This window comes from Amycolatopsis sp. NPDC033938, from assembly GCF_055575975.1.
Window position 1 is genome coordinate 547,154 of the sequence record NZ_JBVIRO010000001.1, and the last position, 15,698, is coordinate 562,851.

The 15,698-nt window shown below is 69.2% G+C and carries 13 protein-coding genes; 7 read left to right on the forward strand and 6 right to left on the reverse strand.

Annotation, left to right across the window (positions count from 1 at the left end; genetic code table 11):
* Positions 1-27: 27 nt before the first annotated feature.
* The gene (locus ACZ5ZX_RS02685; RefSeq protein WP_465500329.1) at positions 28-1,791 is read left to right on the forward strand and encodes a gamma-glutamyltransferase family protein; all 1,764 of its coding nucleotides are present in this window, start codon (positions 28-30) and stop codon (positions 1,789-1,791) included.
* Between the two features lie 29 nt (positions 1,792-1,820).
* On the opposite strand, the gene ACZ5ZX_RS02690 is transcribed toward ACZ5ZX_RS02685, so the two are convergent.
* A complete protein-coding gene (locus ACZ5ZX_RS02690) occupies positions 1,821-3,251 on the reverse strand; it encodes an MFS transporter (protein WP_465500330.1) in 1,431 nt (476 codons plus the stop codon).
* Between the two features lie 108 nt (positions 3,252-3,359).
* Here ACZ5ZX_RS02690 and ACZ5ZX_RS02695 point away from each other — a divergent pair, with 108 nt between their 5' ends.
* From ACZ5ZX_RS02695 to ACZ5ZX_RS02720, 6 genes are all read left to right on the forward strand, one after another.
* Positions 3,360-4,193: a helix-turn-helix transcriptional regulator gene (locus tag ACZ5ZX_RS02695; protein WP_465500331.1), complete on the forward strand. Its 834-nt coding sequence runs from the start codon at positions 3,360-3,362 to the stop codon at positions 4,191-4,193.
* Between the two features lie 63 nt (positions 4,194-4,256).
* Complete coding sequence (locus tag ACZ5ZX_RS02700) at positions 4,257-5,105, forward strand: hypothetical protein (RefSeq protein WP_465500332.1); 849 nt, start codon at positions 4,257-4,259, stop codon at positions 5,103-5,105.
* A 58-nt stretch (positions 5,106-5,163) separates the two neighbouring features.
* Positions 5,164-6,288 carry a sensor histidine kinase gene (locus tag ACZ5ZX_RS02705; RefSeq protein WP_465500333.1) on the forward strand — a complete coding sequence of 375 codons (1,125 nt, stop codon included), beginning with the start codon at positions 5,164-5,166 and terminating at the stop codon, positions 6,286-6,288.
* A complete protein-coding gene (locus ACZ5ZX_RS02710; protein ID WP_465500334.1) occupies positions 6,285-6,953 on the forward strand; it encodes a response regulator in 669 nt (222 codons plus the stop codon). The genes ACZ5ZX_RS02705 and ACZ5ZX_RS02710 overlap by 4 nt, the downstream gene beginning before the upstream one ends.
* Before the next feature lie 620 nt (positions 6,954-7,573).
* Positions 7,574-7,744 (forward strand): hypothetical protein, encoded by a 171-nt coding sequence (locus ACZ5ZX_RS02715; RefSeq protein WP_465459560.1) that lies wholly within the window; start codon positions 7,574-7,576, stop codon positions 7,742-7,744.
* The gene (locus ACZ5ZX_RS02720) at positions 7,744-8,496 is read left to right on the forward strand and encodes a cyclic nucleotide-binding domain-containing protein (RefSeq protein WP_465500335.1); all 753 of its coding nucleotides are present in this window, start codon (positions 7,744-7,746) and stop codon (positions 8,494-8,496) included. The genes ACZ5ZX_RS02715 and ACZ5ZX_RS02720 overlap by 1 nt, the downstream gene beginning before the upstream one ends.
* A 257-nt stretch (positions 8,497-8,753) precedes the next feature.
* On the opposite strand, the gene ACZ5ZX_RS02725 is transcribed toward ACZ5ZX_RS02720, so the two are convergent.
* From ACZ5ZX_RS02725 to ACZ5ZX_RS02745, 5 genes are read right to left on the reverse strand one after another with little or no spacing between them, the layout of a single operon-like run.
* Complete coding sequence (locus tag ACZ5ZX_RS02725; RefSeq protein WP_465500336.1) at positions 8,754-10,523, reverse strand: glycosyltransferase family protein; 1,770 nt, start codon at positions 10,521-10,523, stop codon at positions 8,754-8,756.
* Positions 10,520-11,059, reverse strand: a complete 540-nt coding sequence (locus ACZ5ZX_RS02730) for a hypothetical protein (protein WP_465500337.1) — start codon at positions 11,057-11,059, stop codon at positions 10,520-10,522. Before ACZ5ZX_RS02730 ends, ACZ5ZX_RS02725 begins: the two co-directional genes overlap by 4 nt.
* Positions 11,052-12,971, reverse strand: coding sequence for a glycosyltransferase family 4 protein (locus ACZ5ZX_RS02735; protein ID WP_465500338.1), 1,920 nt, complete (start codon positions 12,969-12,971; stop codon positions 11,052-11,054). The genes ACZ5ZX_RS02730 and ACZ5ZX_RS02735 overlap by 8 nt, the downstream gene beginning before the upstream one ends.
* Positions 12,968-14,314 carry a methyltransferase gene (locus ACZ5ZX_RS02740; protein WP_465500339.1) on the reverse strand — a complete coding sequence of 449 codons (1,347 nt, stop codon included), beginning with the start codon at positions 14,312-14,314 and terminating at the stop codon, positions 12,968-12,970. Before ACZ5ZX_RS02740 ends, ACZ5ZX_RS02735 begins: the two co-directional genes overlap by 4 nt.
* A 4-nt stretch (positions 14,315-14,318) precedes the next feature.
* Positions 14,319-15,656: a flagellar basal body-associated FliL family protein gene (locus tag ACZ5ZX_RS02745; RefSeq protein ID WP_465500340.1), complete on the reverse strand. Its 1,338-nt coding sequence runs from the start codon at positions 15,654-15,656 to the stop codon at positions 14,319-14,321.
* Positions 15,657-15,698: the final 42 nt, after the last annotated feature.

The following is a 15,698-nucleotide window of genomic DNA, read 5'->3' on the forward strand; positions in this document are numbered from 1 at the left end:
TAGTTAGCAAAGCGTAGTATCGGCCGGGTGTTCACGACCAGGCCGGAACTGGCCGGCACCCACGGCATGGTGGCATCGACGCACTGGCTGGCTTCGGCCACCGGCATGGCGGTGCTCGAAAACGGCGGCAACGCCTTCGACGCGGCGGTAGCGGCCGGGTTCGTCCTGCAGATCGCCGAGCCGCATCTGTGCGGTCCGGCGGGGCAGGTCCCCGGCATCTTCGTCACCGCCGCCGATCGAACCCCGCGAGTCCTCGCGGGTCAGGGCGTCTCACCCGCGGCAGCGACACCGGAGCGGTTCGCGGACCTCGGGCTCGACCTGATCCCCGGCAGTGGTCTTCTCCCCGCGACCGTTCCGGGGGCGTGGGACGGCTGGCTGCTGCTCCTCCGGGATCACGGCACGAAGTCGTTGCGCGATGTTCTCGGCTACGCGATTTCCTACGCGCGTAACGGGATTCCGCTGGTCAGCCGGGTCGGCGACACGATCCGCGCGGTGCAGGACCTGTTCACCGAGCACTGGCCGACGTCGGCGGCGCTGTGGCTCACCGACGGCAAACCCGTCGAGGGCCTGCATCGCAATCCGGCGCTCGCGGACACCTGGGAGCGGCTGCTCGCCGAGGCCGAGTCCGTCAGCGGCCGCGAAGCGCAGATCGACGCGGGACGGCGGGCGTGGTCGCAGGGCTTCGTCGCCGAGGCGATCGAGAAGTTCAGTCGCGAGGCCTTCCGCGACGACTCCGGCCGTGACCACGCCGGACTCCTGACCGGCGAGGACATCGCGAACTGGGAAGCGACCTACGAAGACGCACTGCAGGTCGACTTCGGTGACTGGGGCCTGGTGAAGATGGGCGCCTGGACCCAGGGGCCCGCCTTGCTGCAGCAGGCACGGTTGCTGGACGGCCTGCGTGACGAACTGTCCTATGTGGATGGAATCCCGACCGAACGCACGGTGCACTTGGCCGTCGAGGCGGCGAAATTGGCCTTCGCCGATCGCGAGGCCTGGTACGGGGATTCACCCGAGGTGCCGATCGAGCTGTTGATCTCCCGTGAATACGCGGAAACCCGCCGCGCCTTGATCACCGAAGAAGCATCCGCCGAACTCCGGCCGGGTGGCCCCTCGCCGCGGCTGCCCGCGATCCTCGAAAAGCTGCGCGGTCTCGAATCCGGTTCGGGTGCGACGGGGGAGCCGACGGTCGGGCCGCTGGGCGAGACCCGTGGCGACACCGTGCACATCGACGTCGTCGACGCGGCAGGGAACATGATCTCGGTGACGCCATCGGGCGGCTGGCTGCAGTCGAGCCCGACGATTCCCGAACTCGGGTTCTGCCTCGACTCTCGCGGGCAGATGTTCTGGCTGGAACAAGGCCTGCCGAACTCGCTGGCACCGCGGAAACGCCCGCGGATCACGCTTTCGCCGTCGATGGGCCTGCGTGACGGCGAGCCGGTGCTGGCCTTCGGGACGCCCGGCGGGGATCAGCAGGACCAGTGGCAGCTGTGTTTCTGGCTGGCGCATACGCTCGGCGGGCTGAACCTGCAGGAGTCGATCGATTCGCCCGCGTGGCATACGACGGCGTTCCCGAGTTCGTTCTATCCGCGTTCGTGGACGCCACGGGAACTCGTGGTCGAATCGCGGCTCGGCAAGTCCACAATGGACGCTCTGGCCGAGCGCGGCCACGCCGTCGTCGATGCCGGACCTTGGGCGCTGGGGCGGCTTTCCGCCGTGTCGCGTTCCGGCGGAGTCCTCCGCGCCGCCGCGAACGCGCGGGGAATGCAGGGATACGCCGCCGGCCGCTGACGCTCACAGTGCAGGCGGCCGAACCTTCGCTAGCTCCGTGGATCCGGCAGCCGCCGCGCCACCGTGATCACACCGATCGTCAGTACCGCCTGAATCCCGATGACCAGCGCGAACGCGCCCTTCATCCCGAGCGGGCCCGCGCCGACCGAGGCGAACAACGTGCCCAACGTCGCCACCCCCAGCGCCATCGCGGCTTGCTGAGACGTCGTCAGCATCCCGCTGCCGACCCCGGCGATCTCCGGCGGCACCTTGGACAGCACGATGCGGAACACCGTCGTCATCGCGAGTCCCTGACCGAGACCGCACAGCAGCATCCCCGGCGCGAAATCGAGCACGCCCAGGTTCGGCCATTCCAGCAGCACGGTGCCGATCAGCACCAGCAGCCCCAGCAGCTGGACCGAGAGCCCGGCCGCCACGACCCGCTGCCCGAACCGCGTCACCAGGCGGCTGCTGACCAGGCACATCGCGAAGAACGCGAGCGAAAGCGGCGCCGTCACCAGTCCGGAACCCAGCGGGCCGAGGTGCAGGCCGTCCTGCAGCGTCACCGCGAACACGAACATGAACGCGCTGAAGCCGATGAAGAACGGCACCCCGACCAGCAGCCCCTGCCGCACGCTCGGCATCCGCATCACCGACGGGGGGAGCAGCGGGATGCCGCCGTGCCGCTCCATCCGGCGTTCGACCTGGACGAACCCGGCCGCGGCGAACGGGAAGACCACCAGCAGCGCGATCGTCCACAGTGGCCAGTCCAGCACCGGGCCTTCCGCCAGCGGCAGCAACAGCGACACCAGGGCGATCGCCAGGAGAACGGTGCCCCAGCGGTCGATGCCGATCGGGTTGGTGGAGCGGCTCTCCGGGATCAGCCGTCGCGCGATCACCAGTCCGGCGATCCCGACGGGCACGTTGACCAGGAAGATCGGCCGCCAGCTGGTGCCAAGGAGATCGACGGCGACCAGCGCCCCGCCGAGGAACTGGCCGAGCACCATCGAAAGCCCCGCGGTCGCACCGTAGAGACCCAGCACCTTGGACCGGCGTTCACCGGTCGTGGTCGCCTGGATGATCGACAGCACCTGCGGCAGCATCAACGCGGCGGCCGCCCCCTGCGCGGCCCGCGCCAGTACCAGTGTCAGCGCCGTCGGCGCGATCCCGCAGAGCAGGGAGGTCACGGTGAACGAAGCCAGCCCGATCAGGAACAGTTTGCGACGACCGAAGGCGTCACCGAGCCGTCCGCCGACGACCAGCAGCACGGCGTAGGCGATCCCGTAGGCCGCGACCACCAGTTCCAAGGTGGCCGACGAAGTGCGGAGGTCGGAGCCGATGGCGGGCAGGGCGATGTTGACGATGAAGAAATCGATGAGGGGGAGTGCCGCCCCCAGCAGCACGGTGACCAGGCCCGCCGAGGTCAGGGCCGGTCCGGCGGCGACGCGGGTGGGCGTCGCCGGAACTTGCGTCGAAGTCATGGGTACTACGATCAAGCGAAACTCAGCCTGGTACCAGGAGTGTATTTATCCTGGTACCACCACTACCTGGTAACCGGCTCGGAGTTTTGCGAACCTGATGAGGTGACCATGACCGTCGATTCGCGAGTGGCCGACGTGCGACGGCACGAACTGGCCGCCTTCCTGCGCAGCCGCCGTGAGCGCATCACCCCGGATCAGGTCGGTCTGCCGATCAGCGGCAGGCGCCGCACGCCGGGACTGCGCCGCGAGGAGGTCGCGCAGCTCGCCGGGGTCGGCGTCACCTGGTACACGTGGCTCGAACAGGGCCGCGACATCAACGCGTCCGAGCAGGTGCTGGAGGCGATCTCCCGCACGCTGCGGCTCGACCCGCACGAGCATCTGCACCTGTTCACCCTCGCCGGCGCGCCCGAACCGCCGTTGGAGAAGGACTGCAAGCTCCTCAGCCAGAACATCTACCGGATGATGGCGAAACTGGAGCCGTTCCCGGTCTGCGTGCGCAACGCGCGATGCGACATCCTCGCCTACAACCGGGCCTACAACTGGCTGATGGGTGACGTCGACGCGATCCCGTTCGAGGACCGCAACACGATGGTCCAATGCCTGACCAACCCCGAGTGGCGGCGCAGACTGCCCGACTGGGAGACCAACCTGCCGCGTGTCGTCGCCGGTTTCCGGGCGGCGATGGCCGAGCACCTCACCGAACCGGCGTGGAAGAACCTGGTCAAGCGGCTGCGGCAGGAGTCCGAGGTCTTCGAGCGGATGTGGAAGGAGCACGACGTCTCCGGTGACCGGATCGTGCTCAAGCGATACCTGCATCCGGACGTCGGCCTGCTGCGGTTCGAGTTCTCCTACCTGTACCTCGGGCGGCGTTCGGAGCTCTCGCTGGCGACGCTCACCCCGGCCGATAAGGAAACCGCGGCGAAGCTGCCCAGTTCCTTCTGAAGAGGGAGGCGGACCAGGCTCGCGAGGGAGTCTTTCCGCGGTGTGTACGCCGAAGCTGACCGTATGACCGCAGCAGTCGCCACGCCCAAGATCTCCAGTGCCCGCTTGATCGTCTGCTACGCCGCGATCCTGGGCACGTTGCCCTATCTGACCCTCAAGGCCTCCTGGGTCACGGGAGGCAGCCTCGGCCTCCGGGATCCGTCCTTTGTGGACTCCGAGCTGATGCTCTTCGCGAACCTGCTCACCGGCGGGATGGACGTCGTCGCGGTGGTGCTCGCGCTGGCGTTCACCTACTCCTGGGGCCGCCGGATCCCCGCCCCGCTCCTGCTCTTCCCGATCTGGATCGGCACCGGGCTGCTCGCGCCGATCGTGCTGGACCTTCCGGTGATCGTCGCCGACCTGACGCGGCCGCAACCGGCCGGACTGCCGTTGGAGAACTGGGTCTGGGCCGTCGTCTACGGCGGCTTCGCGTGGCAGGGTGTCCTGCTGCTGACCGCGTTCGTGCTCTACGCCCGCGATCGCTGGTGGTTCGTCGTCACCGGCACCGTCCGACCGGGAACGATCGGCGCGGCGGGCGGGCTCGGTATCGCTGCCGCCCTCGTTTCCGCGATCGGCCACACGAGCTGGGCGTTCGGCTCCGGCGGGATGTCGGCCCGGGGCCAGGACGTCGTGATCGCACTGCTCGGCGTGCTCGCCGCGGTGGCCTTGGCGACCGTTTCGCGGGGACGGTTCTGGCCGCGGCTGGTGCTGGTGTGGACCGGCGCCGGGGCGATGGCGGGCTCGGGGGCGTGGGGCCTGTTCAGCGCGTTCGCCATGAACTCCTCCGGGCAGGTGCCGGTGCTGGTCGTGCAGGTGATCGGCGGGGTGCTGATGATGGTGTCGGTCCTGCGGCGGCTACCGCACGCGGCGTAGCCGAGAAGCCGCTTTCCAACGGACGCGATACGCCCCCGCCCCCGGTAGCTTTCGTCCTGTGCTGCTGAAAGAACGGTATCCGTGGAGCCCTTGGGCGGGCCGCGTACTGCGCGTGGCGCTGCCACTGGGGTTCGTCCTCGGCGCCACGAGCAGCGCGGCCCGCTGGCAACCGGGCACCCCGCCGCTGACCACCTTCGGCGCATTGTGGCTGGTCGCCATCGCGTTGCCGCTGCTGCTGGTCCACCGGTACCCGACGGTCGTCTTCCTGCTGACGTCCGCGCTGACGCTGGGCTACTACGCGTCCAGCAACCCCGGCGGGCCGGTGATCGTGCTCCCGACGATCGCGTTGTTCGTGCTCACCAAGATCCGCGGGCCGCTGGTCGCCGGGATCACCGGTGGCTCGCTGCTCGTGGCCGCCGGTGTCGCCCTGTTCGCCCGGCACGGGTTGGCCGGTTTCGATCTCCGGACCGGACTGGGGTTCGTCTGGGTGATCGCGGTAGTCGGGGTCGGGACGGCGGTGCGCAACGGCCTGGCCGCGGCACGGGCCCGGCGTGAGCAGGCCGACGAGCATCGGCACCGGATGGCCGAGCAGGAGCGGCTCACCATCGCCCGCGAGGTGCACGACGTCGTCGCGCACAGCCTCGCGATGATCAACGTGCAGGCCGGGGTCGCCGCACATGTCGCCGATCGGCGTCCTGAGCAGGCGAAAGAGGCGTTGCTGAACATCAAGGAGGCGAGTGCTTCGGCGCTGAAAGACCTCCGCGCGACGCTGGCCGTCCTGCGGTCCGGCGAGGACAAGGCGCCCGCGCCGAGTCTCGCCCAGGCCGGCGAACTGTTCGAACACGCGCGGGCCGCCGGGCTGGAGGTCCGGGTCGACGGCGAACCGGGGGAGCTGCCCGCTCCCGTCGACGGCGCCGCGTACCGGATCCTGCAGGAATCGCTGACGAACGTGGTGCGCCACGCGAATCAGGCACGCGGAGTCGACGTCAGGTTCGAGCGGAAAACCGGTGCGTTGATCCTGCTCGTCCGCGACGATGGGCGTGACGCCGTCGAGCCCACGCCCGGCCACGGGCTGCGCGGCATGTCCGAACGGGCGGCGGCGCTGGGTGGGGCGCTCACGACGTCCGTGGTGGACGGCGGATTTCAGGTTCGCGTGGAGTTACCGATCGAGGGGGAACAATGACGATCCGGGTGGTCCTCGCCGACGACCAGGTGCTGGTCCGCGCGGGTTTCCGGGTGTTGCTGGAGACCGAAGACGGCTTCGAGGTCTGTGCCGAGGCCGGTGACGGCGAGCAGGCCGTCGCGGCCGCCGTCGAGCACAAGCCGGACATCGTGGTGATGGACGTCCGGATGCCGGGCGTCGACGGGCTCGAAGCGACCAGGCGGATCACCGCGAATCCGGAGCTGGCCGGGGTGAAGGTCCTGGTCCTGACCACTTTCGACGTCGACGAGTACGTCTACGAGGCGTTGCGTGCCGGCGCGAGCGGGTTCCTGCTGAAGGACACCGATCCGGTGGAACTGCTGCGGGCGCTGAAGGTGGTCGCCGCGGGTGAGGCGCTGCTGGCGCCGACCGTGACCCGGCGGCTGATCGCGGAATTCGTCGACCGGCCGGAAAACCGCCGCATCGACGTGAGCGCCGTCCGCGAGATCACCGACCGCGAACGTGAGGTGCTCGGCCTGGTCGCCGGCGGTATGTCGAACGACGAGATCGCCGCGCATCTGGTGATCTCCACGGCCACCGCGCGCACGCACGTCAGCCGGATCATGACCAAGATCGGGGCGCGTGACCGGGCCCAGCTGGTGGTGCTGGCCTACGAATCCGGCCTGGTCAGCCCCCGGCGGACCTGATCGGGGCTCCCACCGCGTTAGCCTGCCCGTGGGGATTCCCCCAAAAAGATGAGATTTGCGGGGAAGACCCCCGAATCACGCGGGGTGACCACGGACCCGGGTTCGTTGACCCTCCGTTAAATCGGCGAGATGCACGTGCAGATGCACGACCCTCAGCTGCTCAAGCAGGCAGGATCCTGTTCGGGCATCATCGCTTCTTTTTCATTTCCACCTGGGGAAACCTTCGGGCCTACGGAGTGCTCGACGATTCCCGGTGAGCGAACCCAAGCCATATGCGCGTACGGCTAACCTTGATTTCCCGGTGTTTTCAACCGTGACTCGCCGAAACTTGCGGCGAGTTCGGGCACGGTCCGTGATTTTCCGCTTTCGGCGCGACGGAAATTGCCGTCACTTTCCGTCGCGAAATGCTCGGCTGAAGGCTCCCTGTCCGGGTGCGGTGGGCGCGGAGTTGCTTTCCCGCAATGACTCTGAGCACTAGTCTTCGATGCCACGGCCGCGCCGCGTTGTCACCTACTTGACGTGATCCTCACCCGGCCGGGCAGGGCTCGACAACACTTCAAGATCGCATTTCTTCTCACTGGGAGTCACCATTGGCGACAAATACACCTGACCCCCTTCTGGTGGTCACCGCGGGCGTCGTCGTTCTCGCCTACATCGTTTTCGCCGCGATCCTCACCCGGCTGCTGCTCGCCAGAAAAGTCGCGCAGCCTGCCAAGGTGATCGGCTCGGTCGCGGCGTTGGTGGCGGGTCTGCCCGCCATCCTTTACGCGTTCGCGGCGGTGGTCGGCTGATGGGCGGATCTTTCCTGGAGGCGCTCACCGAGCGGCAACGCCGGCGGCTGATCGACCTCGGCAGACATGTCGACCACACGGCCGGGTCGAACCTGGCGAATCAGGCCGACCCGATCCCGCCGGTGCTCATCCTGCAGTCGGGTTTCGTGAAAGCGCTGCGTACGGCGCAGGGCGACACGCCGCCCGTGATCGTCGACCTGTGCGGTGTCGGCGACGTGCTCGGGCTCGAGGACTGCTTGGCCGGAGGGTCGAGCCACCTCGCCTACGTCGCGACGAAGCCGGTCCGGGTCCTCGAAGTCCCGCAGAAGGCCTTTCGCCGCTATCTCCACGACAACAAACAGGCGATGGGCGCGGCCGCTGAAGCGCTGGCGCTCCGGCTGCGCCGCCGGGATGCCGCGCTGGGCTTCGCGTCCGCCAAGGTCCGGAGCAGATTGACCGCTTTTCTGACCCGGTTGCAGGTGGTCTACGGAATCCCCGGTGAAGAGGGCGTGGTGATCGACATAGGCCTGAACCACGCGGATATCGCGTCCGCGATCGGGGCGTCGGCCGCGTCGGTGCACTCCGAGATGGTGAAACTGAAGAACGAGGGCTATCTGACGACGGGATACAAGACGATTCACGTCAAGAAACAACTGCGGGAAGACGGACCTCCGCTTTTCCCGCCTGGAGCCGCCAAGACAAGGCGGATTCCGCGGATGAAGCCGCGGCGCCGCGAACTCAGCCGCGCTTCAGTTGAAGCGCCAGCCGTATGACGAACACGACGGCCAGCGCGGCGACCAGGGCGATCTCCCAGGCCATGGCGGCTCCTCCTCGTCCAGCATCCGAAGGCTCCGATGCTCTGCCTATAAGGCGCACGACCGGGGGAGGACGTTCACCGACACGGCCTAACTCACACTAATGGGGCAACGGAATGGCAGCCCCGCGTGCAAGGAAAGGTCCTTTCCTGGCAAATTTTGCGAGGAAAGGACCTTTCCTTGCACGCGCGGGCACCTGAGACACCGAGCAACGACTACAGTGCGCTGCCGACCGCCGCCCACACCCGATGCGGGTCGAGGTCCATCGGCCGCGAGTCCGGATCCGGCCGCAGCCGCCGCAGCAGCACCTGCTGCACCAGCGCCGTCGGCTTCGCCGCCGAAGCCACCCGCCGCCAGAACAGGTGGTCCTCCAGGCCCTCGAACAGCACCTCGGAGTTCCAACCGCCAAGCTCGTCGATCAGCGACCGCCGCACCAGATACCCGCTGCCCAGGTACGGCAGCGTCCGCAGCCGCCGCTCCTCCGGCGGCAGCGCGCCGACCAGGCCGTCCACCGGATCCGCGACCGGGCAGTGCACGACGTCGACGTCGTCGGAAGCGGCCAGCAGCCGCTCCAGCAGGAATTCCGACGCGCGCATCCCGCCGTCGAGCACCAGCAGCCAGGACGCCGTCGAGCGCTCGAGCAGCGAGTTCCTGGTGAGCCCACGGCCGAGCGGGGTGTCGTGCAGCAGGACATCGTACGGGCGCGGACGTGGCCACGGGTGCACGCCGTCCTCGCCGACGAGCACCTTCCGCGGCAGCACACTGCCGGTGAGCAGGTCGTTCGCCAGATCGTCCGGGTCGACCTCGCCGGTCCGGCGCACGATCAGCACGTCGACATCGGCCGAGCCCGGCACCGAAGCGGCCGCGGGCTCCCAGCGCCGCGAAGCGACCCTTCGCGCACCTGCCGCCCGCTGAGCGATCCGTGCCGATAGCGCCGTTCCGCGTGCCGAAGCCGGTCCGGCGGCGGACCGGTCGCCCGCGAACCGCGCGTCGAACGACGGGGTGTCGACGGCGAGCGCGTCCTCGGGGTTCCGCAGGCTCGTCGCCAGTGCCCGCGCCGGCGCGATGTCCGCGGCGGGGGCCGAGCCCAGCGACGACGCCAGATCGATCAGCCGTCGCGCGGACGCCGTCATGTCCAGCGACTTCACGAAACCGTAGGCGGCCGAACGCAAATGCCGTTCACGCTCGGGCTCGTCGGCCAGCGCGGCGACGACCGCGCCCAGCGCCTCCGGCCGGGCCAGCACCAGATGCTCGCCGGGGACCAGCGGTTCGACGTCGGCGGAGGTCTCGCTGACCACCACGCAACCGTTGGTCATCGCTTCGAGGGTGCGCACCCATTCCAGGGTCTGCTTCTGCTCGCGGTGCAGGTTCAGCAGGAACCGCGACCGCGCGAGGTGCTCGAACTTCGCCTTGCCCGGCAGGAAGTCGACGCGTGCGGTGGTCATCGGCTCGTGCGGCGGGGTCAGCAACCGCGTCCGCAGCCCGGCGAGATCACGCGCGTACGAGCCGAGCAGCACCGAACGCCGCCGCTCGGCCGTGCCGAGGTAGGTGACGTCGAGGTCGCGTGGGCTGTCGAGGTCGCCGCCCCACAGATCCCACAGTGGGCTGTAGCCGAGCTGGAAATGCTCGACGGCGATCCCGCGCCGCCGCAGTTCGGCGGTCGAATCGTGGTTGATGTCGACGGCGCCGCCCAGGATGGAGAGCAGTTCGGCGTTGCGTTCGAAGGTCGCCGTCCCGGGATGCTCCACACAGAACCCGATGGTGCGGCGGCACTGTTCGGCGGTCGGGAAGGCGGCGTCCGGGACGGTCACGAAATACTCGTGGGGGACGACGACGTACACCGTGTCGGCCCCGCCCTCGGGATACTCGCCGACCGCGGTCCTGGCCTTGCCACCTGCCGCTCGCACGGCGTCGGCGACCACCTCCAGGAGTTCCTCCATGAAGGCGGAACCGCCCTCGGCGGAGACGAAGCAGAGTTCGGTCACGGCCGGTCCATCTTCTTCCGCACGACCCGCAGCGGCGCGGTGACCCGCCAGCTGACGGTGCGGCGCGTGGCGTCGAGTTCGCGGGCCATCTCGGCGGCGAGCCGTTCGGCGTTGAGCAGCCGCTGCCGGTCCGCCGACGGTTCGCCGCCGGGCAGGATGTCCGCGTCGACGACGCCCGCCGAAACGACGAGTTCGGCGTCGAGCAGCGCGAGCCGCAGTTTGTCCCGCTCTTCACGGCAGGTCTTCAGCTCGGCGCGCAGCGAGTCGCGCTGCTGGTGGGCGAGCAGGACCTCGGCCTCCAGTGCGCGAAGGCGTGCTTTCGCGACGTCCAGTTCTTCCTGCTGAGAAGCGAGCTTCTGGTTCAGCTCGGCGGAGTCGCCTTCGTTCGACGAAGCACCGGCTGTCGCTTCGCGCAGCTCGTGCTCCGTCTCGGCCAGCTTGGCCTTCAGCCTGTCCTGTTCGGCGGTGAACACCTGCCGCTCGGCACGGAGCCGGGTCAGTTCGGCCTGGACGCGGCCGGGAATTTCGTCAGACATGGACGCCCCCACTCTGGTGCCCGTGCAGGGCCAGTTCGGTCAGGATTTCGGAGTATTCGCGCGCGTAACCCGCCGGGTCGAGCCACGGCAGCAGCTTTTCGTGCGCCGCCTTCGCCATTTCACGGCGACGCGTGGCCGGCGTGCCCAGTGCGCGCAGCAACGCCGCTGTCAGCGCGTCGACGTCGTTGGTCTCGAACAGCCAGCCCGTCTCGCCGTCGACGATCATCTCCCGCGCGCCGAACACGTCGGTCGCCGCGACCGGGACGCCGCAGCAGACGGCTTCGAGGATCGACCGCGGCAGCGATTCGATGTCGGAGCTGTTCACGAAGATGTCCGCGGCCTGCAGCCAGCGCAGCGGATCCGGCTGGATCGGCACCAGGCTGACCGACTTCTCCAGCCCGGCGCGCTCGACCGATTCCTCCATCGCCAGCCCGTACGGCGACGGGTGCAGCCCGACGACGGCCAGCTTCGCTTCGGGGTGGACCTTGTGGATCCGCTCCATCGCCGAGATCAGCGGCGCCTGCCCCTTGCGGGATTCCGCGATGCCGATGTTGACCAGCACTATGTCGTCCGGCGCGTAACCGAGCATGTTCCGCGCCTGCCGCCGGGTTTCCGACCGCGTGCGACCACCGAACTTGTGCATCGGCGTGCCGTAGCGGACGGTCTGGCAGCGTTCCGGCTTGCTGTAGGGCAGGAACATCTCGCGCGTCGCGTCCGCGACGAACAGCAGCTTGTCGACCTCGGCGAGCGTGCTCTCCCAGCGCTGCCAGACCGCGGCGGGCGGTTTCACCGGACCCCAGTTCTGGTAGGCGAACGCGGGGAGCGAGAAGCTCTCGTGGATCACCCACGCCGTCGGCATCCCGGCACGCTTCGCGGCGTCCGCACCGACAAAGCCGCCGAGCGTGTTGACGAGCGCGACGCCCGCTCCGGAGCACTTCGCGAAGCGCGCCAGCTCGGCGACGTGACCTTCGTAGGCCGGGACCGTCTGGTTCCGGTAGTGCGTCGTGACGTGCACGGGGATGCCGAGTTCGTGGCAATCCGCGCGCAGCGGACCGTCGGTCTCACTGACGAGGCTGACCTGCCAGCCGTGGTCGGTCACCATCCGGCTCAGCAGTTCCTGCAGCCACAGCTGCCCGCCGCCGACCCCGAGGCTGTGCGTGAACACCAGCACGTGCCTCGGATCGGTCGGGATGTTCACCCGCGCCATCGCCTTCGCCGTGTCGCTCGCCAGCTCGTCGGCGAGTTCGGCGTCGTCCGGGTCCGCGACGGGGTTGCGAAGCGTGAAAGTGCGCTTCGCCGACACGACCTCGCCGACGCCTTCGGTGCGGTACCGGACGCGAAGCGACAGTGTCCGCTCTTCGCCGTACGGCAGGTCGACGGGCACCCAGGCTTCGAAACCGCTGACGGCGGCGTCGTCGAAGCCGGGGAATTCCTTCGGCACGTCCTTGCGCGGCAGACGGGTGCGCGCGCTGACCGTGCCACCACCCTCGACCATGACCTCGATCAGGCTCGGTGCGCGGCCTTGAAGCATGGCCCAACCGGTCACGTAGACGACGTGACCTTCGGCGACCTTGCCCTGCTTCGGCGCTTCGAGTTCGCCCAGCCACAACGGTTCTTCACCGGGCAGCGTGCCTACGTGGACGGTCGCCTGGTTCAGCACGCGCTCGTCCGGCCCGGTGACGACGATGTCCTGAGTGCCCGCGGGAACCCACGTGGCCGGGACGGCACGCCAGCCGAAGGTGCCTTCGGGCGCGCCAGGGCACGGCTCGGGGAACAGGTTCGCTTCGACGTCCGCGATGGTCACGGACATCTCATCGATCCGGCTGATCCCCGTGGTCCAACCCCGGAGCTCGAACAGGTGCCCGACCGGCCGGTCCGGGGTCAGGATGCCGGCGGTATGCAGGCTCGTCATCGCTTCGCTACCTCGTCTTCGTTCGCCGCCACAACGGCGCCGACCTTGGGTGAACGGTACTCGGGGGGCCTCCGCCGGAGGCGCGATCGCCAGATTTCGGCGATGGCCTCCCGTACCTCGTCCGTGCCGTGCGTGGTGCCGCACGAGCCGATCGTCGAGAAGGCGACCTCGCGTGCCAGCGCACTGTCCACAAAGGATGGATGGAGGCCGATCAGCACCCCGAGCCAGCCGGCCAGATCGCGCGTCGAGCCGCCCTCCGCGGCCGCTGACCAGCCCGCGTCGGCGAGTTTGTCGGCCAGTACGAGCACGCCGCGTTCGAGCACCTCGGAAAAGCCGGCGCCCGCGTTCCGCCACTCGAGGTCGATCGGGCGCAGCGTCGCGCCGTCGACCAGCACGTTGTGCGGCACCAGATCCCACAGCGCCTCGACCCCGCGTGCGGCCTCCGCGCGCAGGAGATCCCGCCAGCCGGTCAGCAGCTCCGCGACCCGTTCGGGTTCGTCGAGCAGGACTTCGACCATCGTCGGGGCGTCGTACACCTTGTCCGTGCACGGCCCGACCGAGATCCCGGCGACCGGCGGCGACGGGGCAAGCGGCGTGCGACGGACCTCGGCGCCTTCACCGGTGCGCACGACGTCGGCACGCGTGCAGGCGAACGCGGCGCGCTCCGCGGTGTTGAAATACGTCGCGAGCCGGTACGCGGGCCAGAGCGAGGCGGCGCCGGGTCCGCACAGCAGGGCGAGGCCGTTCGCGGGGCCGCCGGTGATCGCGGCGGACAGGCGGGGGAGCTCGGTGTCGATCTGCGCGCCGCGCACCGCGCGGGCGACTTCGTGGCCGGGGGAGCAGAGCAGCTCACGCTGGACCTCGAGACCGGCCGCCGCGAGCGTCTTGACGACGCCGCGCGACGCGGTCAGCACCACGAGGGCACCTGTCGGCGACAGCCGCTCGCGAACCACGTCCAGCAGGCTTCGCGTCGCGTAGGGCTGCTGGACGACGATGAGGTCGTAGGTCCCCGATTCGGGAGGCCGGTCGTACACCGTGACCGTGCCGAGGTCGCGTGTGCGGAACCGGACCGCGGCGGCATGGACCGGCTCGGCCTCGACGGCGTGCACCGTCGCCGAAACCTCGCCCAGATACCGGGTCAGGCCGCCGAAACCGGCCCCGACCTCGAGGACTCGCGCCGCTTTCGGCAGCACGAGCGCCCGGAGGACGTTCGCGGCGCCGTGGTCGAGCGGAACGCGCTCGGCGGCGTCCCAACCGGCGAAATGCAGTTCGTCGGATAGCGACCCGGTGTCCTCGGCCAGCGAAAGCAGAGTCGTGAGCAGCCGGGCCTTCTCGCCGATCATCGGATCAGCTGGTGACGGCGTAGTTTTCCAGCGTCTTCTTCACCGCACGCTGGTACGTGCCGCTCAACGCCTTCTCGCCCTCTTCGCCACCGAGCGGGTTCTGCAGCACGTCCACCCGGATGATGTTGTTGCCGCTGATCCACGTGCCGCGGTAGGTGCCCTTGTCGCCGTCGATCTTCTTCTGGAAGTTCAGCTTCGGCGGCATACCCGGCAGCGGCTCGGTGATCTGCACGAACCCGTTGCTCGTCTGGTACTGGCGCAGCTGCTTGACCAGGTCACCGGCGGCGCCGGGGCTGGTCAGCGGGATGACGGTGACCGAGATCTTCGCCGGCTGCGGACCGGTTTCGTCCGGCTGCTTCTGCGAGCCCCGGTACGCGACCTGCTTCACACCGGCGGCGATGACCAGATCGGCCTCGCCCTTTTCCATGCCGGTGATCTCGGCGAGCTGGGCAGCGGTGATCACACCGCTCTTCGCGTCCTCTTCGCCGGACTGCTCCGGGATCTTCTCGAACAGCAGCTCTTCGGGCGTCTTCGGCTTGGCCGACGACGTCGGGGGCGCGTTCTGCGACTGGGTCGGCTGCGGCGCAGCGGTCGGATCCACCGGGTCGTCACCGCCGCCGGAGAAGGCGAAGTAACCGCCGACGCCCAGACCGGCGAGGACCAGCACGGCGACGATCGCGATGATCGCGATCTTGCCGCCCTTGCCCTTGGGCTTGTCTTCGAACAGCTCGGGGCCCTGTTTGACCCACTCCGTGCTGCCGACCGGCGAGATCGGCGGGAAGTCCGAACCACCCCACGGCGGGCTGGCGTCGGTGTCGGTCCAGCCCTGCTGCTGCGGCTGTTGTTGCTGCTGCGGGTAGCCCTGCTGGGGCGGCTGCTGCGGGAAACCGCCGGCGGGCGAAGCCTGCCCCTGCTGGGGGAAACCGCCTGCCGGGGATGCCTGGCCCTGCTGGGGGAAACCGCCCGGCGGCGACGCGATCGGCGGCACGACCTGGGTGCGGTTCGGGTCGGCCTGCTGTTGCTGCCAGTTCGGGACGACCTGGGTGCGCTCGCCCTCGCCGTTCTGCGGCGGCTGGTTCACCGGCGCGATGATCTGGGTCGAGTCGGCACTGTTGGGCTGGCCGGACTGCGGAGCCTGCTGGGGTGGCTGCGGCGCCTGCGGAACGGGCGGCTGCTGGAAGGGCTGCTGGCCGGGTTGCTGGACCTGCTGCTGAGCGGGATCACCGTAGGCGACCGCCGAGGACAGCACCTGGTCGCGGCGGATCCGGTAGTCGTCCGCTGAGAGGCGTCCAGACGCGAGCTCCTCGTCCAGATTGCGCAGCTCTTCCTGCCAGGACACCACCAGCCCCCTTAATCCGATTCAGGCGGGAAAGTACGCTCCCGG

Coding starts and splice junctions, on each gene's coding strand:
- ACZ5ZX_RS02690 (WP_465500330.1), bottom strand. CDS start 3,251: ATGACTTCGACGCAAGTTCCGGCGACGCCCACCCGCGTCGCCGCCGGA.
- ACZ5ZX_RS02695 (WP_465500331.1), top strand. CDS start 3,360: ATGACCGTCGATTCGCGAGTGGCCGACGTGCGACGGCACGAACTGGCC.
- ACZ5ZX_RS02700 (WP_465500332.1), top strand. CDS start 4,257: ATGACCGCAGCAGTCGCCACGCCCAAGATCTCCAGTGCCCGCTTGATC.
- ACZ5ZX_RS02710 (WP_465500334.1), top strand. CDS start 6,285: ATGACGATCCGGGTGGTCCTCGCCGACGACCAGGTGCTGGTCCGCGCG.
- ACZ5ZX_RS02720 (WP_465500335.1), top strand. CDS start 7,744: ATGGGCGGATCTTTCCTGGAGGCGCTCACCGAGCGGCAACGCCGGCGG.
- ACZ5ZX_RS02730 (WP_465500337.1), bottom strand. CDS start 11,059: ATGTCTGACGAAATTCCCGGCCGCGTCCAGGCCGAACTGACCCGGCTC.
- ACZ5ZX_RS02735 (WP_465500338.1), bottom strand. CDS start 12,971: ATGACGAGCCTGCATACCGCCGGCATCCTGACCCCGGACCGGCCGGTC.
- ACZ5ZX_RS02740 (WP_465500339.1), bottom strand. CDS start 14,314: ATGATCGGCGAGAAGGCCCGGCTGCTCACGACTCTGCTTTCGCTGGCC.